Here is a 24,508-nt window from a genome sequence, read left to right on the forward strand (position 1 = left end):
GTCAGCCGCGATCGATCTTCGAAATCTCCATTTCGGATTGGACGGCGGCTGCAAAATGCGAGACCACTGGCGATGCCATGAGCGCGCCGGTCTAAGACCGGCGCGATGCAAGAGGATCGATCGATGTCAAAGCTGCCCAACTCCTCGCATGCCCGCGACGTGGAGTACGTGCTCCACCCCGTCACCAATGCGCGCCGGCACGAGGAGATGGGGCCGATCGTCATCGACCGCGGCGAAGGCATTTATGTCATCGACGACGAGGGCAACCGCTATATCGAGGGGATGGCCGGGCTCTGGAGCGTCGGTGTCGGCTTCGGCGAGAAGCGCCTCGCGGACGCAGCCTTCCGGCAGATGCAGAAGCTGCCCTACTACCACTCGTTCAGCCACAAATCGAACGAGCCGATGATCAATCTCGCCGAGCGGCTGGTGGCGATGAGCCCCGAGCGGCTGAGCCGCGTCTTTTTCACCAATTCCGGCTCGGAAGCCAACGACACCGTCGTCAAGCTCCTCTGGTACTACAACAATGCCCGCGGCCGCCCGCAGAAAAAGACCTTCCTGACGCGCCAGGGCGCCTATCACGGCATCACCATCGCCTCTGGATCGCTGACGACGCTCGCCGCCAACCACCGCGACTTCGACCTGCCGGCGATCCCTGTGCGCCAGCTCACCTGCCCGCATTACTGGCGCAACGCCCTGCCGGGCGAGAGCGAGGAGGAGTTCGCCACGCGTCTGGCCAAGGAGCTGGAGGACACGATCCTCGAAGCCGGTGCGGACACGATCGCAGCCCTCATCGGCGAGCCGCTGATGGGCGCCGGCGGCGTGATGCCGCCGCCCGCCACCTACTGGCAGAAGGTGCAGGAGGTCTGTCGACGTCATGACATCCTCATCGTCGCCGACGAGGTGATCAACGGCTTCGGCCGCCTCGGCACGACCTTCGCCTGCGAGTATTACGGCATCGATCCGGACGTGCTCGTCATCTCAAAACAGTTGACCTCGTCATACATCCCGCTCGCCGCCGTCCTGATGACCGACGAGATCTACCAGACGGTCGCCGACAACACGGCGAAGATCGGCACCTTCGGCCACGGCTTCACGACCTCCGGCCATCCGGTCGCCTGTGCCGTCGCCAACGAGAATCTCGACATCATCGAGGAGAAGAACCTCGTCGCCAACGCCAAGGCCATGGGCGAGGTGCTGCATCGTGAACTCGCCCGCTTCCGCGATCATCCGCTGGTCGGCGAGGTGCGCGGCGCCGGCCTGATCGCAGCCGTCGAGCTGGTGGCGGACAAGGCGACCAAGGCGCGCTTCGACCCCGTCGGCAAGGCGGGCGGCATCCTCTTCGGCAAGGGGCACGAGCGCGGCGTCATCGTCCGCGCGATCGGCGATCAGATCGCCTTCTGCCCGCCGATGATCATCACCGAAGACGAAGTCGTCGAGATGGTGAAGCGCTTCGGCCTTGCGCTGGAGGACACGGCAGCGGTGCTGGCGGCGGGGTAAGGTCGCTCGTTTAGGAAGCCGGCTGACCTGCGGCACCTTTCGTGCCGCCGGTCTGGCTGGGGCGGCAGGATTCGAACCTGCGAATGGCGGTACCAAAAACCGCTGCCTTACCACTTGGCGACGCCCCATTGCCCGCATCGCGGAAGCGGCGGAGCTATAACCGCTCCCCTCTCCCATGGCAAACGCTTACCGCCCGCTGGAACAGGCGGCCAACGCCTTCTATGTGAGGCGGAGAAGCCGGCGATCTGGAGCCTTTGGAGGGCGCCGACGGCCGGCACCTGCCGCTCGCTGATCGGCCGATCTTCGAAAGCACCGCCTGGCATGAGTTCCGAGACGCTGGAGTTCGACACGCACTTCGATCCTGCCCATGGCGTCGCCGTGCCGGTCGCGCCCTTCGTCACCCGTGTCACCGCCGATAATGGTGGTCCCTTCACCTTCCGCGGCACCAACAGCTATGTCGTCGGCGGCCCCGATGCCGTCGTTGTGGTCGACCCCGGTCCGGACGACACACGCCATCTCGCGGCGCTTCTGAGCGCCATCGCCTGCCGGCCGGTGGCCGCCATCCTTCTGACCCACACCCATCGCGACCATACGGCCCTGGTGCCGCAGCTGAAGGCCGCCACCGGCGCCCCGGTGATCGCGGAAGGTCCGCATCGCGCCGCCCGTTCGCTGCATGCCGGGGAGACCAATCTGATGGATGCCGCCGGCGACACCGGCCTGACGCTCGACCGGCTGATCGCCGATGGCGAGCGCTTCGCGTTGCCCGGGCTCGACATCACCGCAGTGGCAACCCCCGGCCATACGGCCAACCACCTCGCCCTTGAGATCGGCGGTACCGGCACGCTCCTTTCCGGCGACCACGTGATGGCGTGGTCGACGACGGTGGTGGCGCCGCCGGACGGCTCAATGGGCGACTTCATGGCCTCGCTCGACCGCCTGCTGGAGCGGGACGACACTCTCCACCTGCCCGGCCACGGAGGTCCTGTGGCGCGGCCGCGGCCGTTCCTGCGCGCTCTGCGGGCGCATCGCCGCATGCGGGAAAGCGCCATTCTCGAGCGACTGCGCGTGGGCGATCGGCAGATCCCGGCGATCGTGGCTGCGATCTACCGCAACACCGACCCGCGTCTCCTCGGCGCGGCGGGGCTCTCGGTCCTGGCGCATCTGGAGGATCTCGTCGCCCGCGGGCTCGTCGTCAGCGAAGGCCCCCCGCTGATCGGCAGCGCCTTCCGGCCGGCCTGAGGTTCCGCAGAACTCAGTCGGCGTCGTCGTCGGCGAGGGTGCCGGTGGTCGCCATCGCCTCGTCCAAGCGCGTGAGGAAGTCCTCGATGAAGCGCCGGTTCTGGCCGAGATCGATCTTGGTGGAACGCGAGGTCGAGCGGATGTCGACGAAGGTCACGGCATCGTCCTGCATGATGCGGATCTCGATGTCGCTCGGCAGGCCGAAGACGACATCATGCGCAACGGCCGTGATCGCGTACTGGTCGGCGTCAGGCTGGTCCAGCGGATCCTCCTCGGCGTCACGATCGATGCTGGTGCGCGGCGTCGGCACCGGGATGAGACCGGTACCGCTGCGGCCGAGATCGGCCGAGGGAACATCCTCCTCAGGCTGCGCGAGCGGGTCACCGGCGGTGACGGTGCCGATCGTCCACCCCTCGTCGGCGAGCACCAGGCGTGCGGCGCCATAGACGGTCGGCGCGGCCGCATCGAAGCGGCGGCCCGTCAGCGGCTGTGCAGGCGTATCGGCTCCGGCCCGCGCGATGACGGCGGCCACCGGATCCGGCGCCGCGTCGGCCATGCCGTCCGTTGCCGCCACGTTGGTGGCGGGATTGTCATAGGCGAGGACGCCGGCGAGACTGAAAGGCGCCAGCACGACCAGCGCCAGAGCAAAGGCGCCAACAGCCCGGCCGCCACCCTCGGCACCGGTGCGCCAGACCTTGAAGAGGCCACCCAGCCCGATCAAGGCTGCGACGACGGCGAGTGCCAAAGCCAGCGCGAGCGAGCCCTGCAGCGCCGGCAGACCGATGCTCCCGAGCCGGAAGAAGCCGAGCGCGACGAGGAGGAGGACGAGGCTGAAGGCGGCAAGGCGCCTGGCAAGTCCCGCAAGCCGCAGGCGCTTCCTCAAGTAATGGCCCGTGGGGCGGATGCGGCCGAGTGCGACGCTCATGCCCGTTCATAACCGATCGATGCACGGCCCGGAAGCTCTGTCATGTCTGCCAAGTCGCCACAGTTCGGCCGTTTCAGGCGGACAGTTTGCGTTGCGGCAGGTCACGAGGCCGCGAGAGAGGTTCTGCGTATGATGATGGAGAAATCAGCGGCGGCTGCCGGCGAGGTCGGGACCGACGTCTTCGAGTCGGTCGAGTTCGAGCTGGCCCTCGACCTGCAGGGTGCGACGGCCGAAACGTTCGAGACGAGCGTGCGCAGCGCCGCTGCCGTGATCGGCGGCGAGCTTCTGTTCGAGATGCCGTCGGATGGGACGATCGAGGACGCCTCACGGATCGCAGCGGTGCGCCTGCCGTCGCAGGAGCGCGACCGCATCCTCTTCGCCGTGCTGGACGAGGCGGGCGAACAGGTCCGCGTTCCCGACCGCGAGGAGATCGGCGACCGCTTCTACGGCTTTGCGCGTGCCTTCGTCGGCGTGCTCACGCGCATTCGCGACGACCTTCCCTTTTCCGCCGAGGAAGGCCGCGCCTGAGGGCGCCGCCTCTGCGGCACACGCTCAGGCCCGGCTGCGGCCTTTGACGCCGGTGCCGCCGCGGGTGGCGCGGCGCTCCAGGATCGCCGACTGCGCCGCCGCGACGCGGGCGATCGGTACGCGGAAAGGCGAGCAGGAGACGTAGTCGAGGCCCGTCTGCTCGAAGAAAGCAATGGAGGCGGGGTCGCCGCCCTGCTCACCGCAGACGCCCAGCTGGATGTCCGGCCTCGTGCGCCGCGCCTTCTCCACCGCCAGCGCGATCAACTCGCCGACACCGTCGGCATCCACCGTCTGGAACGGATCGCGCTCGATGATGCCCTGGCGATAGTAGGTCGACAGGAAGTTGCCGGCGTCGTCGCGCGAGATGCCGAAAACGGTCTGCGTCAGGTCGTTGGTGCCGAAGGAGAAGAAGTCGGCGATCTCGGCGATCGTGTCCGCCCGCACCACGGCGCGCGGCAGCTCGATCATCGATCCGACCTGATAATGGACGCTGCGCCCGCGCTCGGCCGCGACGAGCTGCGCGACCCGGTCGATGCGCTCCTTCACGAAGGCGAGCTCCTTACGCATCCCGACCAGCGGCACCATGATTTCCGGCACCACCGCCTCGCCGGCGCGCTCGCCGGCCTCGACGGCGGCCTCGAAGATCGCGCGCGCCTGCGCCTCTGCGATTTCCGGATAGGAGATCGCCAGACGGCAGCCGCGGTGGCCGAGCATGGGGTTGAACTCCTCGAGCTTGGCGATGCGCTGGCGCAGCACCCCCTCCTCGATGCCGAGCATCGCGGCGGTCTCGGCGATCTCGGCGTCGCCCTTCGGCAGGAATTCATGCAGGGGCGGGTCGAGCAGGCGGATCGTCACCGGCAGCCCGGCCATGATCTCGAACAGCTCGATGAAATCGGAGCGCTGGAAGGGTAAGAGCTTCTCCAGCGCCAGCCGGCGACCGTCGCCATCCGGCGCCAGGATCATCTCGCGCATGGCGCGAATGCGGTCGCCTTCGAAGAACATGTGCTCCGTGCGGCAGAGGCCGATACCCTCGGCGCCGAAGGCGCGGGCGGCGCGCGCCTCGACCGGTGTTTCGGCATTGGTGCGCACGCGCATCCGGCGGGCCCGGTCGGCATAGTCCATCAGGGTCGCGAAGTCGCCGATCAGCGAGGGGCGCTTCAGCTCGACTCGCCCCTCGATCACCTCGCCGGAGGAACCGTCGATGGTGATCATGTCGCCGGCGCGCAAGATGACGCCCGGCGCCTGCAGCGTCTCGTCCTCGAGATTGATCCGCAGGGCACCGACGCCGGTGACGCAGGGCTTGCCGATGCCGCGCGCGACGACGGCGGCGTGGCTGGTGGTGCCGCCACGGATGGCAAGTACGCCATTGGCGACATGCATGCCGTGGATGTCTTCGGGAAACGTCTCGTTGCGCACCAGGATGACCGGCCGCCCCTCCGCTGCCAGCGCCTCGGCGCGCTCCGACGTGAAGGCGATCTCGCCGGTCGCCGCGCCCGGCGAGGCTGGCATGCCGCGCCCGATGATCGGCAGGTCGGTGGTGCGCTCGATGGTCGGATGCAGGAGCTGATCCAGCGAGGCTGGATCGATCCGCAGAAGCGCCTCCTCCTCCTCGATCAGCCCTTCCTTGACGAGTTCCACCGCAACGCGGATCGCCTCGCCCGCGCCGCGTCGGGCCGTCCGCGACTGCAGAAAGAAAAGCTCGCCGTCGCCGACCATGAAGTCGACTTCGACCGCGTCGCCGACATGGCTTTCGAGCCGCCGCACATGTGCGGCTAGCGCCGCCGCATCGGCCGGAAACCAGTCGCCGGCGGGCCGGCCGCCATCGGCGATGAGATCGGAGAGCGGCCAGCTGCCGACGGGATCGCCGATCTCGGCCCGTTCGCGTCCGCCGAGCCAGAATTCGCCCGTGAGCCGCGGCTCGCCGCTGCGCAGGTCTCGCGAGACCGCGCGGCCGGTGCCGGAATTGCGGTCGCGCTCATTGAAGATCATCGCGTGGGCGGTGACGGCAAGACCCGCATTTTCCGGAATGCCATGCAACACGCGGTGCGAGCGGGCCACTGGATTGCGCCAGCTGGCAAAACTCGCCTCGATCACCATGGAGAGCTGCTCCAGGGGGGTCTGCGGCAGCACGGCGTCGTATTCGGCCTCGATGAAAGCGTGATAGCGCGCGATCAGGCGCCGCCACTCCTCACGCGTCTGCGGATCGCCGCTGCGGCCGGATGCTTCGGCTTCCTCGTCGGCGATCTCCTCGAAGGCGCCCGGATCGGCGTCGTAGACGAGGGCGGCGAAGCTCTCGATAAAGCGGCGGTAGCTGCGATAGGCGAAGGACAGGTCGTCCAGTTCGATCGCGACGGTTTCCACCGTCGCGTCATTCAGACCGACGTCGAGGACGGTTTCGGCCAGGCCCGGCATCTGCGTGCGGGCGCTGGTGCGCACGGCAAGGAGAAGTGGCTTCTCGTTGCCGCCGAACTTGCGGCCGGTGACGGTTTCCAGCCATTCGACAGCAGCATTGATCTCCGAACGCAGGGGCTGCGGCAGGCCGCCGCGCAGGTTCGCCGCCTCGCGCCATGCGGCTGTGGACACGGTGAACCCGGGCGGTACCGGCATGTCGAGCGATGCCAGGAGAGCCAGATTGGCGCCCTTGAAGCCGAGCGCCTCGGTTGCATCGGCGGTCCGGTCCGACGCGCCGCGCATGAACGTGAAAATCTTCCTGGCCATTTCGGAGGCTGCCGCCGTCTCCCGCCGATCGTGCCCGCTGTCAGTCCACGTTTAGGTGAATTGCCGCAGGAGTCTAGTTGCTGCGTTGCGGCAAACGCCGACCTGCATCAGGCGATGGATGCACCGCTTTCGCCACCTTCACGTCGACCGCTCCGAGTGCGGCGCTCCGGCAGCGAGGCCGCCGAAGCGCCTCTCGATCACAGGTGCTTGTCGATCACGGCCGCCATCTGCTCGGGCGACAGCGCCCCGGCATACTTGTCGCCATTGATGAAGAAGGTCGGCGTGGCGTTGACCCCGAACTCGGTTTCGCCGCGCTGCTGCGTTTCGACCACCTTCTGCTGCAGTGCCTTGTCGCTTAGGCAAGCCGTGAAGCTGTCCTGCGTGAAGCCGGCGAGCTTGGCGATGCCGAGAAGCGCCACCGAGGCGTTCTCGGCGCGGGCCCACTGATCCTGCTGCTGGAACAGGATGTCGACCATTGCGGTACGCTTGGCATCGTCATTGGTGCAGCGCGCCAGCATGAAGGCGGCGAGCGCGCGCGGATCGAAGGGGAATTCGCGCAGGATCAGCTTGGCCTTGCCGGTGTCGATATAGTCCTTCTTCAGCGTCGGCAGCGTCTCCTCATGGAAGTCGCGGCAATGGCTGCAGGTGGTGGACGCATATTCGACGATCGTGACGGGTGCCTTCGGGTCGCCGATGACGATGTCCTTCAGCGGCCCTTCGGCCATCAGCTTGGCAACATCAACGGATCCGGCCGCTTCCGGTGCGGCAACGGCCGGCTTGGCGGGCGCCGCGGCATCGGCGGCCGGTGCTTCGGTCGTGGTCGCCTGGGCCAGGAGGATCGAGCGGTCGGCAGCGGTCGCACTGCCGGCGAGCGGCGCCGCCGTCAGAAGGAGAGCGGTCCCGGCCGCCAGCACGGACAGCATCCGCACGCCCGGGGATCGACGAAGGGTCCCGCGTTCCAAACCGCTGTTGATCATCGATGACGAGCCTTTCTGCTGCTGTCCGGCGCGCCTGGCGCCGCTCCGTCTTGTGTACGGGGACAATATGGCTTTTCCAATGGCCGACCGTACACTGCGTGCCGTCGCTAGCCTTGTCGCGGCGGCAGCCGCGCAAAGACGCTGCGGCCGTAGGCTTCCAGCGCCCGCTTCAGAGCGGGATCCTCGATCCGCGCGACCATCGCGTCGATCCGGGCTTCTTCAGCGGCGGCGAGCGGACGGGTCTTCGGCTTGCGGCTGACACGCTGCACATGCACCGGCTTCTGAACGATGCGCATGCGATCGACGGCGCCGTAGCCGAAGAAGGCGTTCACGCGCGCGATGATCTCGCCAGACTGGTGCTGAAGGCGCAGCACCGCGGCGCCTTCGCAGGCCACCACCAGGGTTGCCGGCTCGTGCGGATCATCGATGTCGCGGCGCGGCGGCCAGGCGATCTTCTCCGGCCGCGTGACGTCCTGCAGACGTGGACCGACGATCTCGGGCCAGGCGGTAACGAGGCCGCTGGTCATGCCGGACCGACGCGCCAGAATCGGGTCCATCAGCGCTGCCATCAGATCGCTGACGGGCTGGGCGCCGCGGCGTCGCGCCGGCTTCATGGCGTTGCGCCTTCCGATGCCTGCAGCCGCGGCACCGGAACGCTGGCGCATAGCGTTGCAGCCGCAAAGACCCAGACGGCATCGAGGATGTCGTGGAAGAACATCAGGTTCGTCATGCCGGGGATGAGAAAGGCGGCAACGAGGATCAGAGCATAGGCGGCACGATCTCCTCCGCCGATCCTATCTCGGGTGTGCCAGGCGATCCAGAGCGGCGCCCCTATGACGAAGATGAGCGCCGCGATGCCGAAGATACCGGCATCGATGGCGACGGTGAGGAAGACGTTGTGGAGGTGGCTGAACTCGAAAGCCTTGAAGGATGGCTCCTCGAAATAGGGGGTGATCGCCGCCCATTCGTGGCTCATGCCGTAGCCGGTCAGCGGCCGTTCGGCGAAAGCCTTGATGCTGCCCCAGTAGATGTTGCGGCGCAGGTTGAGCGAGGTCGGCGCGGTGACGTCCGTTTCCAGCAGCGACAGGTCGCTTTCCAGGATCGCGATCCGCGCTGTGATGGCCGGCACGGCCAGGGCGCCGGCGAGGATCAGGCATCCGGCGGCGGCGGCGACCACAGCCAGTCTTCGCCGGGAGTCGACCGCGCGCCAGAGATCGATGATGACGGCGCGTCGTGCCACCGCGGCAACCGCCAAGACGATCGGAAGGGCGACCCAGCTGCCCCGCATGCCGGACAGCACCACAGCAAGGCTCGCGCCGAAGCAGCCGGCAAGCGCCAGCAGGTTGCCGGACAGGGCGCGGTCCTTCGACAGATGCAGCGCGGCAAGCCCGGCGATGAAGAGGCTGGTGACGGAGAAGGGACCGGGATTGCCGGCAAAGACCGCGACCCTGTCGCCCCAGATCACCGCCTCGCCGATCACCAGCGGCAGCAGAACGAGACCGCCGATGGCCGCGCCCAGGAAAGCGGCCGGCAGGACCTCGGCGGGCTCTGTCATGCGCATCCGCGCAATCAGGAAAACCGGAATCAGAAAGGTCAGCAGCGGCAGGCTCTTTGCCGCCACGTCTAGCGGCGGCGTCTGCAGGAGATTGGTGGCGACGAGCACGAGCGGGAAGACGAGACAGGAGAGTGCGACCGGCCAGTCCGATCGCGACAGGCGGAACGGCAGCCGGCCGACGACGATTGAGATCAGCGCCCAGGCGCCGAACAGGGCGATCAGAACCGTCCCTCCCGACCCGATGGTGGCGATTGCCGCGAAGGTGAGGACGAATGCGACGCGATTGCGCCTCCCCAAGTCGGCGACGGGAGGATAGAGCATCGCGCCAAGCCTGCTTCGGCCGTCCGGTCGCTGCACCTCTCCTGCCGAACGAGCGCTGCCGCTCCGCCACATGACTGTTCTTCCGCTCACCAGGTCCCTGCTCGACTGGTATGATCGTTCGGCCCGCGTCCTGCCTTGGCGCGTTTCGCCGCAGGCGCTGGCGTCCGGCGTCCGGCCAGATCCGTACCGCGTCTGGCTGTCGGAGATCATGCTGCAGCAGACCACCGTCGCCGCTGTGAAGCCCTACTTCGTCGCCTTCGTCAATCGCTGGCCCCGCGTGGAGGATCTCGCGCAAGCGGAGACGGCGGAGGTGATGGCGGCCTGGGCGGGGCTTGGCTACTACGCCCGGGCGCGCAACCTGCATGCCTGCGCCAAGGTCGTTGCCGCCGAGCACGGTGGTCGATTCCCGTCCACGGCGGCGGCGCTGAAAGGCCTGCCCGGCATCGGCGACTATACGGCGGCGGCGATCGCCTCGATCGCCTTCGGCGAGGCCGCGCCCGTGGTCGACGGCAATATCGAGCGCGTCGTCACGCGCCTCGGCGCCATCGAGACGCCGCTGCCTGCAGCCAAGCCGATTGTGCGCGCAGCCGTGGCCGCAATGACGCCCCAGGACAGGCCGGGCGACTTCGCTCAGGCGATGATGGATCTCGGCGCCACGATCTGCGTGCCGAAGCGCCCGGCCTGCATCCTCTGCCCGATCGCCGACGGTTGCGAGGCGCGCCGGGCCGGAACCATGGAGCGCTACCCCGTGAAGGCGCCGAAGCGCGCGCGGCCGCAGCGGGTCGGCGCCGCCTTCGTCGCCTGTCGACCGGACGGCGCGGTCTGGCTGATCCGCCGGCCGCCGGCCGGTCTCCTCGGCGGCACCGCCGCTCCGCCGACCACCGGCTGGAGCTCCCGGCGCGACGGCGACACAGGTGCACAGGCCGCACCCTTTCCCGCCGTGTGGGTGCGCGCCGGCAGTGTCGAGCACGGTTTCACCCATTTCGACCTGACGCTCGAGGTCTGGCGAGCGGCTGTTCTCGCCGATCCGCCCGGCGAGGGTTGGTGGTCCGCCCCTGGCGCTCTATCCTCGCGAGACCTGCCGACCCTGATGCGAAAGGTCGTCGAGGTGGCAGGTGCGGCGGCATCCGCTGATTGATCGAGGCAGCAAGGCGAGCGCGTCCATGACCATCGAGCATGTCGTTTTCGACATTGGCGGCGTCCTGATCCACTGGGATCCGGAAATTCCCTTCAGGCGCCTGATCCTCGACGATGCCGAGCGCGCGCGCTTCCTGGCGGAGGTCTGCTCACCGGCCTGGAACCTCGAACAGGACCGCGGCCGCTCCTGGAGCGACGCCGAGGCCGAGCTGATCGCCCTCCACCCGGACAAGGAAGACCTGATCCGCTCCTACCGCCGCCACTGGCGGGAGATGGTGCCCTACGCCTTTGAAGACACGGTCGCCATCATGCGCGACCTTATCGCCAAGGGCATCGACGTCACGATGCTGACCAACTGGAACGACGAGACCTTCGCCGAAGCGGAGATGATCTTCGATTTCCTCGCCGAGCCGCGCGGCGTCACCGTGTCCGGCCGCATCGGCATGATCAAGCCGGATGCCGAGATCTTCCATCGCCATGCCGAGGATTTCGACCTCGATCCGGCCTGCACCGTGTTCATCGACGACAACGCGCACAACGTCGCCGGCGCCATTGCCGCGGGATGGCGCGCCATCCGCCACGAAAATGCCGACCAGCTCGGCAGGGCCCTCAGGGACCTCGATCTGCCGGTCGGCGCCTCCGGTTGATCCGGGAGCTGCGAAGCGCTTCTCGCCATTGGCAAGCGCTCCGCTGACGGGTCAGGCGCTGATGGCGCCCATCTGCTCGCGCACCGTCTGGCGCAGCTCGTCGATCGACTGCAACGTGCCCCCTGCCCGCACGTGCCAGAAGGTCCAGCCATTGCAGGCGTCGAGCCCCTGCACCTTGGCGCCGAGGCGATGGATGGAGGCAGCGTGGTCGCCGATGGCGATGGTGCCGTCGGCGCGCACATGCGCCGTCCAGCGCCCCTTGGCATCGGTCAACTCGGCGCCCGGCGCAACGAGCCCGGCCTCGACGAGGCTGGCGAAGGAAACCCGCGGCTCCGCGCGCTTGCCGGCCACGAGGCGGAGCGTTGCCTGGTCGAGCGGTACGATGTCGGCGATTCGCTGCGTCGCGACCTCGATGTAGCTCTCCTCGCGCTCGATGCCGACGAAGTGGCGGCCGAGGCGCTTGGCGACCGCGCCGGTCGTGCCCGTGCCGAAAAAGGGATCCAGCACCACGTCGCCGGGCTTGGTCGAGGACAGGATCACGCGGGCGAGCAGAGCCTCCGGCTTCTGCGTCGGGTGCGCCTTACGTCCCTCCTCGTCCTTCAGCCGTTCGGAGCCCGAGCAGATCGGGAACAGCCAGTCGGAGCGCATCTGCGTGTCGTCGTTGGCCGCCTTCATGGCATCGTAGTTGAAGGTGTAGCCCTTCGCCGACTGGTCGCGGGAGGCCCAGATCATCGTCTCATGGGCATTCTGGAACCGGCGGCCGCGGAAGTTCGGCATCGGATTGGTCTTGCGCCAGACGACGTCGTTCAGGATCCAGAAGCCGAGGTCCTGCATCGTCGCGCCGACGCGGAAGATGTTGTGGTAGGAGCCGATGACCCAGATGGTGCCGTTTGGCTTCAGGACGCGCCGCGCCGCCAACAGCCAGGCGCGTGTGAACGCATCATAGGCCTGGAAGCTCTCGAACTGGTCCCAGGCATCGTCGACGGCATCGACCTTCGACTGGTCGGGCCGATGCAGGTCGCCGCCGAGCTGCAGGTTGTAGGGCGGGTCGGCGAAGATCGCGTCGACGGATTTCTCCGGCAGGGCTTCCATGCGGGCGATGCAGTCGCCCCTGATGATCGTGTCGAGAAAGGAGACATCGTCCGCGACGGCATGAGCCGCCACCTGCGCTTTCGCCATTTTGATCACCGGTACTCAGAACAACAAACCGACCCTCATGGTTACCGAATGGCGTAAACAATCGATGAAATGCGATTTGTCCGGGCCCGGCCTGGCGTGCTAACGGCTCGCACCTCGCCTGACCGCAAGCCTCATCCCGATGCGCGACCGGCTTCGCGCGAGGCCAAAACTTCCCAGCCCTGCAAGGAACCGCCATGCCAGCCCTGTCCCTCGTCATCTTCGACTGCGACGGCGTGCTCGTGGATAGCGAGATCGTTGCCGCCCGCGTCGAGGTGGAGATGCTCAAGGAGGTCGGCATCGAATTCGAGGCGCACGAGTTCTCGACGCGCTTCGCCGGCCTCACCTGGCCGCGCATCATGGAGCTGCTCACCGAAGAGACGGGCGTGCGCTTCCGCGAAGGCTTCGCGAAGGATACCGACAAGGCGATCGACGAGGCGCTGGCGTCCAGCGTCGAGATGATCGCATCCGCCGCCGACATCCTGGAGCGCTTCGACCAGCCGCGCTGCATCTGCTCGAACTCGACGACCGAGCGGCTGAAAATGGAGTTGCAGCGCGTCGAGCTGTGGGATCGCTTCCGCCCATACGTCTTCTCCGCCCTCGAAGTCGGAACGAGAAAGGGCAAGCCGGCGCCGGACGTCTATCTCTATGCCTGCAAGGAATTCGGCGTTGCGCCGCGCGAGGCGATCGTCATCGAGGATTCTGTGCACGGCGTGACCGCGGCGGCAGCCGCCGGCTGCCGCGTCGTAGGCTTCACCGGCGCCAGCCACACCTATGCCGGCCATGCCGAGGCGCTGACAGACGCCGGCGCCGAGACGGTGATCAGCCGGCTTGCCGACTTCCCCGCCGTGATCGAGGCCTTTGCCGAATGGGAGCGGGCCTGAGGCCCGCCGCTGCGCTAGCGGGCATTCCGGCTAAGTAGAACGGGCTCCGTACGAGCCGGGCGTCAGGACTGCGGCCCCTCGTCGAACCCGGCAAAGACCTGCAGGTCCTGCGCCGTCGGCTGCGGAACGACAACCGCCTCGTCGACATAGACGAACTGCGTCGCGCCGCCTTCGAGCGTCACCGACTGGCGTCCCATCTGGGAATACTGCACCTCGTTGCCCCGGACGACGGCGATGCGGATGGGCAGGTTGACCTTGGCGGCCTTGGTGGCGGATCCCGGCACGACGCGGCCAGCGACGCCGACCTTCATGTGAAGCTGGCCGTCGATGATGCGGCAATCGCGGGACGTCCCGGTGACCGAGGCGACGAAATCCAGCGCGTCGCCCTTCTGGCGCTTCAGGATCGCCGTGCCTTCCCTGAGCACGATCTTCGGGCAGTAGCGCGGCTCGACACCTTCGGTGAAGGCGGAGGCCGGAGGCCCCTTGGCCTCCTCGACGGCGGCAGCCGGACCGGTCGTTCCCGTCGAATTGCAGGCCGACAGGATAAAGGCGGCAGATGCGAGAGCAGCCAGACGGGAGGGTGTGACCATATGCATGCTTCGGTTCTTCCCTTATCGTACCCTGGCGTTCTATATCAGGCCCTTGGCCGCTAGGCGACGGCAGCGCCGCCGCTCTTCACAGCGAATAGCCAGTCCCGCCGAATGTCGGGAACGCGGAGTGGAAACGACGTGAAATATGTGAGTTCGCGCGGTGAAGCGCCGGTGCTGGGATTTGCGGACGTGCTGCTGGCAGGTCTTGCCAGCGACGGCGGTCTCTACGTTCCCCAGGATTGGCCGACCGTCACCGCGGAGGAGATCCGCGCCTTCCGCGGCATGCCCTACAAGGATGTGGCGCTACGCATTCTGACGCCGTTCGTCGGCGGTGAGATCCCGGCGCCGGATCTCGAGCGCATGGTCGAGGAGGCCTACGCGACCTTCCCGCATCCGGCCGTGGCCCCGCTGGTCCAGATCGGGCCGAAGCACTTCGTGCTGGAGCTGTTCCACGGCCCGACGCTGGCCTTCAAGGACGTCGCGATGCAGTTGATCGCGCGCCTGATGGACCATGTGCTGAAGGAGCGCGGCCGCAGAGCCACGATCGTCGGCGCCACCTCGGGCGACACCGGCGGCGCCGCCATCGCCGCTTTCGCGGGCAGCGAACGGACCGACCTCTTCATCCTCTTCCCGCATGGGCGCGTGTCGCCGGTGCAGCAGCGCCAGATGACCACCTCCGGCGGCGCCAACATCCACGCCGTTGCCGTCGATGGCACGTTCGACGACTGCCAGGCGCTTGTCAAAGCGATGTTCAATGACCGGCGTTTTCGCGAGGAAACGGCGTTGTCGGGCGTCAATTCGATCAACTGGGGCCGCATCATGGCCCAGATCGTCTACTTCTTCACGGCGGCGGCAAGCCTTGGCGCCCCGGATCGCCCGCTCTCCTTCACCGTGCCGACCGGCAATTTCGGCGACATCTTCGCTGGTTACGCCGCCAAGCGGATGGGGCTGCCGATCGATCAGCTGGTCATCGCGACCAACGAGAACGACATCCTGGAGCGCACACTTGCAACCGGACGCTATGAGACGGCGGGCGTTCGCGCCACGACGTCTCCCTCCATGGATATCCAGATCTCGTCCAACTTCGAGCGCCTGCTGTTCGAGGCGGGCGGACGCGACGGCGCGGCGATCCGCCGGATGATGCAGCAGCTGACGCAATCCGGCGCCTTCGATCTGCCGGCCGAGACGCTGGAAACGATCCGCGCCGCGTTCGGCGCCGGCCGCACCAGCGAAGACGACACGGCGCGCACGATCGCTGGCGTCTTGGACACCACGGCCTATCTCCTCGACCCGCATACGGCGGTCGCGGTGAAGGTCGCCGAGGAGCATCTCAGGGACGAGATGATGGTGTCGCTCGGCACTGCCCATCCCGCGAAGTTCCCGGCAGCCGTCAAGGCCGCCTGCGGCATCGAGCCGAGCCTGCCGCCGAGCCATCACGATCTGATGCAGAAGCGAGAGGTGTTCGAGCGCCTGCCGAACGATCTCGAAGCGGTGGAGCGCTTCGTGCGGGAGCGCTCGCGCGCCCTGCGGCAAGAGGCTGCGGGGGGAGCTGCCGCATGAACGTCAAGATCAGCACGCTGCCGAACGGCATGACGGTCGCCACCGAGCAGATGCCGCATCTGGAAAGCGCCGCGCTCGGCATCTGGGTCAAGACCGGCGCGCGCGACGAGACGCAGGGCGAGCACGGCATCGCCCACCTTCTCGAACACATGGCCTTCAAGGGAACGAGCCGGCGCACCGCACGGCAGATAGCCGAGGAGATCGAGGATGTCGGTGGCGAGTTGAACGCGGCGACGAGCGTCGAGTCCACCGCCTACTATGCCCGCGTGATGCAGGACGACGTGCCGCTGGCACTCGACATTCTGTCCGACATCCTGACTGACTCCCTCTTCGACGAAGAGGAGCTGGAGCGCGAGCAGCATGTCATCCTGCAGGAGATCGGCGCGGCCGAAGACACGCCGGACGACATCGTCTTCGATCATTTCCAGGCCGCCGCCTTCCGCGACCAGATCATCGGTCGCCCGATCCTGGGCACGCGGCAGACGGTCAAGTCCTTCTCGCCGGAGCAGCTGCGCTCCTACCTCTCGCGGCACTACTCCCCCGACAAGATGATCGTCTCGGCCGCCGGCGCGGTTTCGCACGAGGAGATCGTGCGGCGCGTCGAGGAGGCCTTCGCGGGCGTCAGCACGCCGAAGCCCAACATTCCTGCGGTGACGCCAGCCCGAGCGCCCGCATCCTATACCGGCGGCGAATTCCGGCAGACGCGCGACCTGATGGACGCGCAGATGGTTCTCGGCTTCGAGGGCCGGCCCTACTATGCCCGCGACTTCTATGCCTCGCAGGTGCTGTCGCTGATCCTCGGCGGCGGCATGTCCTCGCGCCTCTTCCAGGAGGTCCGCGAAAAGCGCGGCCTCTGCTACGCCATCTATGCCTTCCACTGGAGCTACTCGGACTCCGGCCTCTTCGGCGTCCATGCGGCAACCGGCGAGAACGAGCTCGCCGAGCTGGCACCGGTCATTGCCGACGAGCTGATGAAGGCAAGCGAAGGCATCACGCTCGAAGAGGTCACGCGGGCGCGGGCGCAGATGCGGGCCAGCCTCCTGATGTCGCAGGAGAGCCCCGCCTCGCGCGCCGGCCAGATCGCGCGGCAGCTGCTGTTCGCGGGCCGCATCATCACCAACGAGGAGCTGATGGATCGCCTCTCGGCGATCACGCCGCAGCGCCTCGCCGAGCTCGCCGGCGCGACCTTTGCCGGCAAGATGCCGACGCTTGCCGCCATCGGCCCCGTCGCCGCCCTTCCCAGCCTCGGCGAGCTGGAGCTGCGGCTCGGCGGCACCGCCCCGGCCGCGACGAGGACGGCGGCCCGTCACTGAACGGCGCGGGGAATGGGCTTCATCGACACCCTCTTCGGCGCCTCCTTCCCGGTTGTCGGCGGGGACGGCGTCCTGTTGCGGATGCCGCAGCCGGGTGACTACGTGGCCTGGCGTGATCTTCGCAGCGCCAGCCGCGCCTTTCTGACGCCCTGGGAGCCCTCCTGGACTGCGGATGAACTGTCCCGTGAATCCTATCGCCTGCGCCTGCAGCGCTACCGCGACGATGCCCGCGAGCGCTCCAGCTACACCTTCTTCCTGTTCGACGCCTCTGGGGAGCACATTCTCGGCGGCGCTACGGTCGGACAGATCCGTCGCGGCGTCTCGCAATCCTGCATGCTGGGCTACTGGATGGGTGTCCACTATGCCGGCAGCGGCTTCATGCATCGGGGCGTGGAGGCACTGAAGCGCTTCGTCTTCGAGACGGAGGGGCTGCACCGCATGGAGGCCGCGTGCCTGCCGTCGAACGCCCGCTCCATCGGGCTTCTCGAAAAATCCGGTTTCCGGCGTGAGGGGTATCTGCGAAAGTACCTCAAAATCGCCGGTTCCTGGGAGGATCACTATCTGTACTCGCTGCTCGTCGACGACTGGATTCGGTCGGATAACGGGTCGCGCCTGCACTCCGCAGCGGCGGAGTGACCGGTTCTGCCGCATCCCCTGCGGCCTAAGGATCTCGACAGTCTAAATGCCCTTCATCCTTCGCCTTCGTGCGTTTGCCGCTTCTATCGCTTTGGCGTGGCTGCTGGTGGTCGCCGCGATTCTGCCGGCAGCAGCGCTGGAGCCCGTCGACGTTTCGCGCGAGGACGTCGCCATCGACCTGAAGACCGCGGTCGACATCCATCAGGCGCGCGGCCGCAGTTTTCAGGTCGACACGGTCCCCGGATCGGACGGGATCGTGCGCCGCATCGAGGTGGAGGCGCAGTCGCCCGACTCCTCCGGCGACTGGGCGGTTTTCGCCTTCGCCAACAATACGGACGAGCAGCTCGACCGCCTGATCGTCGCGCCGAACTTCAAGCTGGCAGGCTCGGGCGTGATCTGGCCGGATCTCGGCTCGCAGCGCATTGCCTCGATCACGCCGTCGGAAGGGTTTGCGCTGGAACGCCAGCCGAGTTCGGAGGCGGATGTCTTCCTCGTCACGCTCAATCCGGGCTCGGTGGTTACCTTCGTGGCGGAGCTCTCCTCGCATGACCTGCCGGAGATCCGGCTTTGGGAGCCCAACGCCTACAAGGACTGGATCAACGCCTATACGCTCTACCGCGGCATCGTCCTCGGCATTGCGGGCCTTCTGGCGGTGTTTCTCACCATCCTCTTCGTCGTGAAGGGTTCGGCGATGTTCCCCGCGACGGCTGCACTCGCCTGGTCGGTGCTCGCCTATATCTGCATCGACTTCGACTTCTGGCAGAAGCTGGTGCCGATCATGCCGGGCCAGGAGCGCATATGGCGGGCCGGCACCGAAGTCGCCTTCGCCTTCACGCTGATCGTCTTCCTTTACGCCTATCTGAACCTCAACCGATGGCACCGGCTGCTGTCGGCCTTCACGGCTCTCTGGCTCGTCGGACTGATCGGCCTTGGCGTCGTCACCGCCGTCAATCCGGAGATCGCCGCAGGCATTGCCCGCATCTCAATGGCAGCAACGGCTGCGGTGGGTCTCATCCTCATTCTCTACCTCACCTGGCTGCGCTACGACCGCGCGATCATGCTGATCCCCACCTGGTGCCTGATCATCGTCTGGCTGTTCGGTGGCTGGCTGACCGTCACCGGCCGCCTCTCCAACGACGTGATCCAGCCGGCGCTCGGCGGCGGCCTCGTGCTGATCGTGCTCCTGATCGGCTTTACGGTGATGCAGCACGCCTTTGCCGGCGGCACCTTTGCGCAAGGGATCCTGTCCGACATGGAGCGGCGCTCGCTCGCACTCGCCGGCACGGGCGACGCGATCTGGGACTGGGACGTCACGCGCGACCGGATTTTTGCCGGCAGCGACGGCGACACGCTGAGCGGCATGCCGGTCGCCTCGATGAACGGGCCGGCGCGCGACTGGCTGCCGATCCTGCATCCCGAAGATCGCGACCGCTTCAAGCTGACGCTGGACACCATCGTCGAGCATCGCCGCGGCCGTATCGTGCAGGACTTCCGAGTGCGCGGCGAGGACGGTCACTATCATTGGATGGCACTGAGGGCCCGCCCCGTGCTCGGCAGCGACGGCGAGGTGGTGCGCTGCGTCGGCACGATGAAGGATGTCACCGACGCCAAGAAGGCCGAGGAACGGCTTCTGCACGACGCGCTGCACGACCAGCTGACCGGGCTGCCGAACCGCGAGCTTTTCCTCGACAGGCTGGACTCCATCGGCGCGCTGGCGGCGACACGCCCGGACCTCAGGCCCAGCATCTTCGTCGTCGATATCGACCGCTTCAAGCAGGTCAATGACGACTTCGGCATGGCAACCGGGGACACGATCCTGCTCACCGTCGGTCGCCGGCTGAAGCGACTGCTGAAGCCCCAGGACTCGCTGGCGCGGCTCTCTGGAGACGAGTTCGGCCTTATCCTGATGTCGACGAGCGAGGTTGGCGCGATCGCCGCCTTTGCCGAGACGCTGCGCGAGACGATCAAGGCGCCGATCGCCTTTGCCAATCGCGAGATCATCCTGACCGGCGCCATCGGCCTCACCGGCTGGAGCGACGGCGCACGCTGCGAAGAGGTGCTGAAGGAAGCCGAACTGGCGATGTACCAAGCCAAGCGTTTCGGTGGCGACCGCATCGAGCCATTCCGACCGGCGTTTCGCGAGTCGGGCTCAGGCCGGCTGCAGCTGGAGTCCGATCTGCGCCGCGCCTTCAGCCGCGACGAGCTTTCGCTGGCCTTCCAGCCGATTATCCGCCTCAGCGACGGCGAGACGGCGGGCTTCGAGGCGCTGCTCCGATGGGAGCATCCCAAGCGCGGGGCGATCTCCCCGTCCGAGTTCATCCCGATCGCCGAAAGCACCGGCCTCATCGTGCAGCTCGGCCAGTTCGCCCTGGAGGAGGCGTCGAAGCGCCTGTCCGATTGGCAGAAGCTCACCGGCGACGACACGCTGACCATGGCGGTGAACATTTCCAGCCGCCAGCTCATCCGCCAGGACCTCGTCAGCGATGTGAAGACGGTGATGAAGCGCTACGAGCTGCCGCCGCAGACGCTGAAGCTGGAGCTGACGGAGTCCATCGTCATGGACAATCCGGAGCGCTCGGCGCAGCTGCTGGCGCGGCTGCGGGAGATGGGTGTCAGCCTGTCGCTCGACGATTTCGGCACCGGTTACTCGTCACTGTCCTACCTCCTGCGCTTCCCGTTCGACACGCTGAAGATCGACCAGTCGTTTCTGCGCAACGACAACCGTCCGCAGCGGCCGATCATCCTCCATTCCATCGTCACCATGGCGCACGAGCTGGGTCTGGCGGTGGTGGCGGAAGGGGTGGAGAGCGAGGCGGATGCCGTGCAGCTGCGCCAGCTCAACTGCGAATATGCGCAGAGCTACCTCTATGCGCCGCCGCTGACGGTGGAGCAGGCGCGTAAGCGCCTGCAGGAGCGCTCGATTGGGCTGAAGCGCGCCGGCTGAGCCGACGGCGGCCGGCCGCTGCCGCCAGCCATACTGTCTCGGAAAGAGTTCGAGCGGCGATCGCTGACGTCGCTGCCGTCAATCGGCGAGATACCACAATGCGCCCGCCGACGGCGGACGCTCAGGCGTGGCCGGCTTCACTGGCCAGGAAGGTCGGGTCGACGCCGAGAAGGCCGAGCGCCCGATTGTATTTGTTGTCCAGCTCGGTGTCGAAGATGAGCGAGTCCTCGGCTTCGCAGGTCAGCCAGCCATTGGCGGCGATCTCCTCCTCGAGCTGCCCGGCACCCCAGCCGGCATAGCCGAGCGCCATGATGGCGGTGCGCGGGCCGATCCCTTCCGAGATGGCCTTGAGGATGTCGAGTGTCGGCGTCAGCGAGATGTGCTCGGCAACGGGCACGGTGGACTCGGAATCGTAGTCGCTCGAATGCAGCACGAAGCCGCGGCCGCGCTCCACGGGCCCACCCATGCAGACAGAGACCTCGCGCCCCTTCTCCGGCAGGCGGATGTCGTTCTCGTCCTGGACGATGTCCAGCTGGGTCAGCAGCGCGCCGAAGGAGACCGGCTGCGCCTTGTTGATGATGAAGCCCATCGCCCCGTTCGGAGAGTGCGCGCAGATATAGACGACGCTGCGTGCGAAGCGTTCGTCCTGCATGCCCGGCATGGCGATGAGGAAATGCCCTTCCAGCGAGGGGGCGTTACGGTCGGCAGAATGGTCGTCTCGGGTCATGACCTAGAGATAATCCTGGTGTCGCCGGATTTCATCAGACATCGTTCCTGCACAAAAGGAAACATCTTTGTTGCAATGCGGCGTCGAGCGGGACGGCTCGCGCTTGCGCGCGGGCGGGTCACGATCTGGTCGCGACCGTCCTGCAGAAGGGTCTTGCCGGTACGAAGTTCCCGGCAGAAGGAGCGATCTTGATCGATGTCGTTGCGTCTATGCATTCTTCCACTGCTCCTCGCTCTGACGGTGGCTACAGCCTCGCCGGCGCGTCCTCAGCCGGCTGATGCAGATCCTTCGGTCTACCGCAGCGACGAAGTGACGCTGCGGCTCGTCAGGGGTATCGTGGGCGCGGACGGCGTCATGCGCGGCGCGCTTCTCGTCGAGCTCGCACCCGGCTGGAAAACTTACTGGATCGATCCCGGTGACGCCGGAATTCCACCGTCCGTCGAGATCAGAGCGACGGGCGCTCCCGGGGGCGAAGCGGCAGAGATCGACTTCCCTGCTCCGCACCGGTTCGGCGACGATGCCTCCGGCCGCTCCAACGGCTATGAAGGTGACACCGCCTTCGCCTTCACGATGAAGGGCCTCTCACCTGGCGACACAGAAACGCTGACGGCCTTGATCATGCTCGGCGTCTGCCGCGACATCTGCATTCCGGTGACGGCCAGTCTCACGACATCAAGCGCACCCGTCAGTGCAGACGACGCAGAGGAGATCGAAGCGGCCTTCGCCACCCTGCCCGGCTTTGATCCCGCCATCGGCCGCATCGTCTCGGCTGAGCTCGCGCCGGACCGCGGCAGCGTCACCGTCGCCGTCGCCCTTGGCGCACGTGCCGAGAACAGCGCGGCGGATCTCTTTCTTACTGGACCGAAGGGCTGGTACTTCGGCATCGCGACAGCCAGGCGCGACGGCCCCGCCGTCACTTTCACCGTTCCCGTCAACAGCCGGCCGCGCCATCCGGCCGCCGAGCGGCTGGCAGTTCGCGCCGTGCTGACAACAGAGGCCGGCGCGATCGAGACGCGGAACCTCCGGGTCGGCGGCGTCGGGGACTGACCGTCAACCGGACGTGATCCTCGACACGGTCCGGTACCGTCCTATGTCGCGCGGGGCATCACAGGCCCTGAAGGGCAGCGGAGACGAATAAGCATGACGATCAAGGCAGGCGATACGATCCCCAACGCGAGCTTCAAGACGCGTACGCAGGACGGCGTGACCGACATCTCGACCGACGCGATCTTCGCGGGCAAGAAGGTCGTCCTGTTCGGCGTCCCCGGCGCCTTTACGCCGACCTGCAGCATGAATCACCTGCCCGGCTTCCTCGATCATAACGATGCGATCCGCGCCAAGGGCGTCGATACGATCGCGGTCGTTGCGGTCAACGACGTGCATGTGATGAACGCCTGGTGCCAGTCGACCGGCGCGGAGGGCAAGATCCTGTTCCTCGCCGATGGCAATGGCGAGTTCACCAAGGCCGCCGGCCTTGATCAGGACCTGTCGGTGGCAGGCCTCGGCCTGCGCTCCAGGCGCTATTCGATGCTGGTCGAGGATGGCGTGGTGAAGACGCTCAACATCGAGGAGACGCCGGGTCAGGCCGACACGTCGAGCGCCGAGAAGCTGCTGGCGCAGCTCTGAGCCGCGCCGGACAAGCAGCGTCCAGACGGAAATCGCATCGGTTCCCGGACAGGACGGCCGTCCGCTTCAGCGGGCGGCCTTCGTCTTGAAGGGCGCCATACCGGCGCGGGCGAGTTCGTCGGCGCGCTCGTTCATGTCGTGGCCGGCATGGCCGCGCACCCAGTGGAAGACGATGTCGTGGCGCGCCTTCTGCTCCTCCAGGCGCTGCCACAGCTCGGCATTCTTCACCGGCGCCTTCGCCGCCGTGCGCCAGCCGTTCTTCTTCCAGCCGTGGATCCACTTGGTGATGCCGTCGCGCAGGTATTGCGAGTCGGTGTGCAGGTCGACGGCGCAGCCGCGCTTCAGCGCGGCCAGCGCCTCGATCGCCGCCAGAAGCTCCATGCGGTTGTTGGTGGTCAGAGGCTCGCCGCCGGAGAGCTCCATCTCCTTGCCGTCGAAGCGCAGGATCGCGCCCCAGCCGCCCGGACCCGGGTTCCCCGAACAAGCGCCGTCCGTATAGATCTCGACGCGCTTCTTCTCGGCCGCCTCGCTCATGCCGCCTCCAGGTCGAGGCCGTAATCGGCGGCGCTCTTTGCGTGCCGATGGAAGCGCAGCTTGCGCAGGTATTCCCGTGGATCCTTCTTGGTGACGAAGGAGTCGTCCGGCACGGTCAGCCAGTCATAGAGGCGCGTCAGCAGGAAGCGGATCGAGGCGCCGCGGGCCAGGATCGGCAGCGCCGCGACCTCGGCCTCCATCAGCGGCCGCACGGCCCGGTAAGCCTCGATCATGCCGCGCCCCTTGGTGACGTTGTAGGAGCCGTCCGGCTCGAAGCACCAGGCTGTCAGACCGATGACGAGGTCGTAGGCAAGGATGTCGTTGCAGGCGAAATAGAAGTCGATCAGCCCCGACAGCTCGCCGCCGAGGAAGAAGACGTTGTCCGGGAAAAGGTCGGCGTGGATAACGCCGGTCGGCAGGCTGGCCGGCCAGTTCGCTTCAAGAAAGCCCAACTCGGCATTGATCTCGGCAGCCAGTCCCGCTTCGACTTCGTCGGCCCTCGCTCGACAGAGGTCGAAGAGAGGCCGCCAGTCCGGCAGCGACAGGCCGTTACGGCGGGTCAGCGGGAAGTCGGCAGCGGCCGCATGGAGATGCGCCAGCGCGGTGCCGACCTGCCGGCAGTGCTCCGCGCCCGGGCGGCGCGTCCACATGCCTTCCAGGAAGGTGAAGAGCGCCGCCGGACGGCCGGCGAGTTCGCCGAGCGCCTCGCCGGCTTTCGTGCGGACGGGGAGCGGGCAGGACAGCCCACGGCCGGCGAGATGCTCCATCAGCCCGATGAAGAAGGGCAGGTCGGAGCGGTTCACCCGCTTCTCGTAGAGCGTCAGGATGAAGGTGCCGCCTTCCGCCCGCAGCAGGAAGTTGGAATTCTCCACCCCCTCGGCGATGCCCTTGTAGCTCAGCAGCCGGCCGAGATCGTAAGCGGACAGGAACTCCGCCAGCTGCGGCTCCGCGACATCAGTGTAAACGGCCAAGCG

Annotated in this window: 22 protein-coding genes and 1 tRNA gene; 12 read left to right on the top strand and 11 right to left on the bottom strand. The window is 67.1% G+C overall.

Going from position 1 to position 24,508, the window contains the following annotated elements:
• Positions 1 to 123 precede the first annotated feature (123 nt).
• A complete protein-coding gene (locus C0R46_RS11985; RefSeq protein ID WP_102959877.1) occupies positions 124 to 1,497 on the top strand; it encodes an aspartate aminotransferase family protein in 1,374 nt (457 codons plus the stop codon).
• 53 nt (positions 1,498 to 1,550) lie between these two features.
• Here C0R46_RS11985 and C0R46_RS11990 read toward each other — a convergent pair.
• Positions 1,551 to 1,625, bottom strand: a tRNA-Gln gene (locus tag C0R46_RS11990).
• Positions 1,626 to 1,818: 193 nt separating this feature from the next.
• Here C0R46_RS11990 and C0R46_RS11995 point away from each other — a divergent pair.
• Entirely contained in the window at positions 1,819 to 2,736 is a 918-nt protein-coding gene (locus tag C0R46_RS11995) for an MBL fold metallo-hydrolase (protein WP_102959878.1), read from the top strand.
• Between the two features lie 13 nt (positions 2,737 to 2,749).
• On the opposite strand, the gene C0R46_RS12000 is transcribed toward C0R46_RS11995, so the two are convergent.
• Positions 2,750 to 3,661 (bottom strand): DUF1499 domain-containing protein, encoded by a 912-nt coding sequence (locus C0R46_RS12000; RefSeq protein ID WP_102959879.1) that lies wholly within the window; start codon positions 3,659 to 3,661, stop codon positions 2,750 to 2,752.
• Positions 3,662 to 3,790: 129 nt separating this feature from the next.
• On the opposite strand from C0R46_RS12000, the gene C0R46_RS12005 reads away from it, so the two are divergent.
• Positions 3,791 to 4,189 carry a hypothetical protein gene (locus C0R46_RS12005; protein WP_102959880.1) on the top strand — a complete coding sequence of 133 codons (399 nt, stop codon included), beginning with the start codon at positions 3,791 to 3,793 and terminating at the stop codon, positions 4,187 to 4,189.
• 24 nt (positions 4,190 to 4,213) lie between these two features.
• Here C0R46_RS12005 and ppdK read toward each other — a convergent pair whose 3' ends face one another.
• From ppdK to C0R46_RS12025, 4 genes are all read right to left on the bottom strand, one after another.
• Positions 4,214 to 6,907, bottom strand: a complete 2,694-nt coding sequence (ppdK, locus tag C0R46_RS12010; protein ID WP_102959881.1) for a pyruvate, phosphate dikinase — start codon at positions 6,905 to 6,907, stop codon at positions 4,214 to 4,216.
• A 197-nt stretch (positions 6,908 to 7,104) separates the two neighbouring features.
• The gene (locus C0R46_RS12015; protein WP_102959882.1) at positions 7,105 to 7,830 is read right to left on the bottom strand and encodes a DsbA family protein; all 726 of its coding nucleotides are present in this window, start codon (positions 7,828 to 7,830) and stop codon (positions 7,105 to 7,107) included.
• Positions 7,831 to 7,991: 161 nt separating this feature from the next.
• Positions 7,992 to 8,498 (bottom strand): DUF721 domain-containing protein, encoded by a 507-nt coding sequence (locus tag C0R46_RS12020; RefSeq protein WP_102960024.1) that lies wholly within the window; start codon positions 8,496 to 8,498, stop codon positions 7,992 to 7,994.
• Positions 8,495 to 9,760, bottom strand: coding sequence for an O-antigen ligase family protein (locus C0R46_RS12025; RefSeq protein WP_102959883.1), 1,266 nt, complete (start codon positions 9,758 to 9,760; stop codon positions 8,495 to 8,497). The genes C0R46_RS12020 and C0R46_RS12025 overlap by 4 nt, the downstream gene beginning before the upstream one ends.
• Positions 9,761 to 9,830: 70 nt before the next feature.
• On the opposite strand from C0R46_RS12025, the gene mutY reads away from it, so the two are divergent.
• The gene (gene mutY, locus C0R46_RS12030; RefSeq protein WP_102959884.1) at positions 9,831 to 10,898 is read left to right on the top strand and encodes an A/G-specific adenine glycosylase; all 1,068 of its coding nucleotides are present in this window, start codon (positions 9,831 to 9,833) and stop codon (positions 10,896 to 10,898) included.
• Between the two features lie 25 nt (positions 10,899 to 10,923).
• Complete coding sequence (locus tag C0R46_RS12035; protein WP_102959885.1) at positions 10,924 to 11,544, top strand: HAD family hydrolase; 621 nt, start codon at positions 10,924 to 10,926, stop codon at positions 11,542 to 11,544.
• Between the two features lie 51 nt (positions 11,545 to 11,595).
• On the opposite strand, the gene C0R46_RS12040 is transcribed toward C0R46_RS12035, so the two are convergent.
• Entirely contained in the window at positions 11,596 to 12,723 is a 1,128-nt protein-coding gene (locus C0R46_RS12040; RefSeq protein WP_102959886.1) for a site-specific DNA-methyltransferase, read from the bottom strand.
• A 194-nt stretch (positions 12,724 to 12,917) separates the two neighbouring features.
• On the opposite strand from C0R46_RS12040, the gene C0R46_RS12045 reads away from it, so the two are divergent.
• Positions 12,918 to 13,604 carry an HAD family hydrolase gene (locus C0R46_RS12045; RefSeq protein WP_102959887.1) on the top strand — a complete coding sequence of 229 codons (687 nt, stop codon included), beginning with the start codon at positions 12,918 to 12,920 and terminating at the stop codon, positions 13,602 to 13,604.
• A 62-nt stretch (positions 13,605 to 13,666) separates the two neighbouring features.
• On the opposite strand, the gene C0R46_RS12050 is transcribed toward C0R46_RS12045, so the two are convergent.
• Entirely contained in the window at positions 13,667 to 14,194 is a 528-nt protein-coding gene (locus C0R46_RS12050) for a hypothetical protein (protein WP_102959888.1), read from the bottom strand.
• Positions 14,195 to 14,332: 138 nt separating this feature from the next.
• On the opposite strand from C0R46_RS12050, the gene thrC reads away from it, so the two are divergent.
• Genes thrC through C0R46_RS12070 form a run of 4 tightly spaced genes read left to right on the top strand, consistent with a single transcriptional unit; the run spans position 14,333 to position 20,647 of the window.
• Positions 14,333 to 15,754 (top strand): threonine synthase, encoded by a 1,422-nt coding sequence (thrC, locus tag C0R46_RS12055; protein ID WP_102959889.1) that lies wholly within the window; start codon positions 14,333 to 14,335, stop codon positions 15,752 to 15,754.
• Positions 15,751 to 17,067, top strand: a complete 1,317-nt coding sequence (locus C0R46_RS12060) for a M16 family metallopeptidase (protein WP_102959890.1) — start codon at positions 15,751 to 15,753, stop codon at positions 17,065 to 17,067. Before thrC ends, C0R46_RS12060 begins: the two co-directional genes overlap by 4 nt.
• 12 nt (positions 17,068 to 17,079) lie before the next feature.
• On the top strand, positions 17,080 to 17,703 hold the full coding sequence (locus tag C0R46_RS12065) for a GNAT family N-acetyltransferase (RefSeq protein WP_102959891.1): 624 nt from the start codon (positions 17,080 to 17,082) through the stop codon (positions 17,701 to 17,703).
• A 46-nt stretch (positions 17,704 to 17,749) separates the two neighbouring features.
• Positions 17,750 to 20,647, top strand: a complete 2,898-nt coding sequence (locus tag C0R46_RS12070) for a sensor domain-containing phosphodiesterase (RefSeq protein WP_102959892.1) — start codon at positions 17,750 to 17,752, stop codon at positions 20,645 to 20,647.
• 121 nt (positions 20,648 to 20,768) lie between these two features.
• On the opposite strand, the gene C0R46_RS12075 is transcribed toward C0R46_RS12070, so the two are convergent.
• Positions 20,769 to 21,374 (bottom strand): YqgE/AlgH family protein, encoded by a 606-nt coding sequence (locus C0R46_RS12075; RefSeq protein WP_102959893.1) that lies wholly within the window; start codon positions 21,372 to 21,374, stop codon positions 20,769 to 20,771.
• A 195-nt stretch (positions 21,375 to 21,569) separates the two neighbouring features.
• Here C0R46_RS12075 and C0R46_RS12080 point away from each other — a divergent pair, with 195 nt between their 5' ends.
• A complete protein-coding gene (locus tag C0R46_RS12080) occupies positions 21,570 to 22,421 on the top strand; it encodes a protein-disulfide reductase DsbD domain-containing protein (protein ID WP_102959894.1) in 852 nt (283 codons plus the stop codon).
• Between the two features lie 93 nt (positions 22,422 to 22,514).
• Complete coding sequence (locus C0R46_RS12085) at positions 22,515 to 23,000, top strand: peroxiredoxin (RefSeq protein ID WP_102959895.1); 486 nt, start codon at positions 22,515 to 22,517, stop codon at positions 22,998 to 23,000.
• A 66-nt stretch (positions 23,001 to 23,066) separates the two neighbouring features.
• Here the strand turns inward: C0R46_RS12085 and rnhA are convergent, their stop codons facing one another.
• Positions 23,067 to 23,534, bottom strand: coding sequence for a ribonuclease HI (rnhA, locus tag C0R46_RS12090; RefSeq protein WP_102959896.1), 468 nt, complete (start codon positions 23,532 to 23,534; stop codon positions 23,067 to 23,069).
• Entirely contained in the window at positions 23,531 to 24,505 is a 975-nt protein-coding gene (locus tag C0R46_RS12095) for a homoserine kinase (protein ID WP_102959897.1), read from the bottom strand. Before C0R46_RS12095 ends, rnhA begins: the two co-directional genes overlap by 4 nt.
• Between the last annotated feature and the right edge of the window lie 3 nt (positions 24,506 to 24,508).

Source organism: Mangrovicella endophytica (assembly GCF_002893625.1).
GTDB classification, from domain to species: domain Bacteria; phylum Pseudomonadota; class Alphaproteobacteria; order Rhizobiales; family Rhizobiaceae; genus Mangrovicella; species Mangrovicella endophytica.

Coding starts and splice junctions, on each gene's coding strand:
- C0R46_RS12025 (WP_102959883.1), bottom strand. CDS start 9,760: ATGCTCTATCCTCCCGTCGCCGACTTGGGGAGGCGCAATCGCGTCGCA.
- ppdK (WP_102959881.1), bottom strand. CDS start 6,907: ATGGCCAGGAAGATTTTCACGTTCATGCGCGGCGCGTCGGACCGGACC.
- rnhA (WP_102959896.1), bottom strand. CDS start 23,534: ATGAGCGAGGCGGCCGAGAAGAAGCGCGTCGAGATCTATACGGACGGC.
- C0R46_RS12000 (WP_102959879.1), bottom strand. CDS start 3,661: ATGAGCGTCGCACTCGGCCGCATCCGCCCCACGGGCCATTACTTGAGG.
- C0R46_RS12060 (WP_102959890.1), top strand. CDS start 15,751: ATGAACGTCAAGATCAGCACGCTGCCGAACGGCATGACGGTCGCCACC.
- C0R46_RS12035 (WP_102959885.1), top strand. CDS start 10,924: ATGACCATCGAGCATGTCGTTTTCGACATTGGCGGCGTCCTGATCCAC.
- C0R46_RS12020 (WP_102960024.1), bottom strand. CDS start 8,498: ATGAAGCCGGCGCGACGCCGCGGCGCCCAGCCCGTCAGCGATCTGATG.
- C0R46_RS12065 (WP_102959891.1), top strand. CDS start 17,080: ATGGGCTTCATCGACACCCTCTTCGGCGCCTCCTTCCCGGTTGTCGGC.
- C0R46_RS12045 (WP_102959887.1), top strand. CDS start 12,918: ATGCCAGCCCTGTCCCTCGTCATCTTCGACTGCGACGGCGTGCTCGTG.
- C0R46_RS11985 (WP_102959877.1), top strand. CDS start 124: ATGTCAAAGCTGCCCAACTCCTCGCATGCCCGCGACGTGGAGTACGTG.
- C0R46_RS12050 (WP_102959888.1), bottom strand. CDS start 14,194: ATGGTCACACCCTCCCGTCTGGCTGCTCTCGCATCTGCCGCCTTTATC.
- C0R46_RS12080 (WP_102959894.1), top strand. CDS start 21,570: ATGTCGTTGCGTCTATGCATTCTTCCACTGCTCCTCGCTCTGACGGTG.
- C0R46_RS12015 (WP_102959882.1), bottom strand. CDS start 7,830: ATGCTGTCCGTGCTGGCGGCCGGGACCGCTCTCCTTCTGACGGCGGCG.
- C0R46_RS11995 (WP_102959878.1), top strand. CDS start 1,819: ATGAGTTCCGAGACGCTGGAGTTCGACACGCACTTCGATCCTGCCCAT.
- C0R46_RS12070 (WP_102959892.1), top strand. CDS start 17,750: ATGCCCTTCATCCTTCGCCTTCGTGCGTTTGCCGCTTCTATCGCTTTG.
- C0R46_RS12040 (WP_102959886.1), bottom strand. CDS start 12,723: ATGGCGAAAGCGCAGGTGGCGGCTCATGCCGTCGCGGACGATGTCTCC.
- C0R46_RS12005 (WP_102959880.1), top strand. CDS start 3,791: ATGATGATGGAGAAATCAGCGGCGGCTGCCGGCGAGGTCGGGACCGAC.
- mutY (WP_102959884.1), top strand. CDS start 9,831: ATGACTGTTCTTCCGCTCACCAGGTCCCTGCTCGACTGGTATGATCGT.
- C0R46_RS12075 (WP_102959893.1), bottom strand. CDS start 21,374: ATGACCCGAGACGACCATTCTGCCGACCGTAACGCCCCCTCGCTGGAA.
- C0R46_RS12085 (WP_102959895.1), top strand. CDS start 22,515: ATGACGATCAAGGCAGGCGATACGATCCCCAACGCGAGCTTCAAGACG.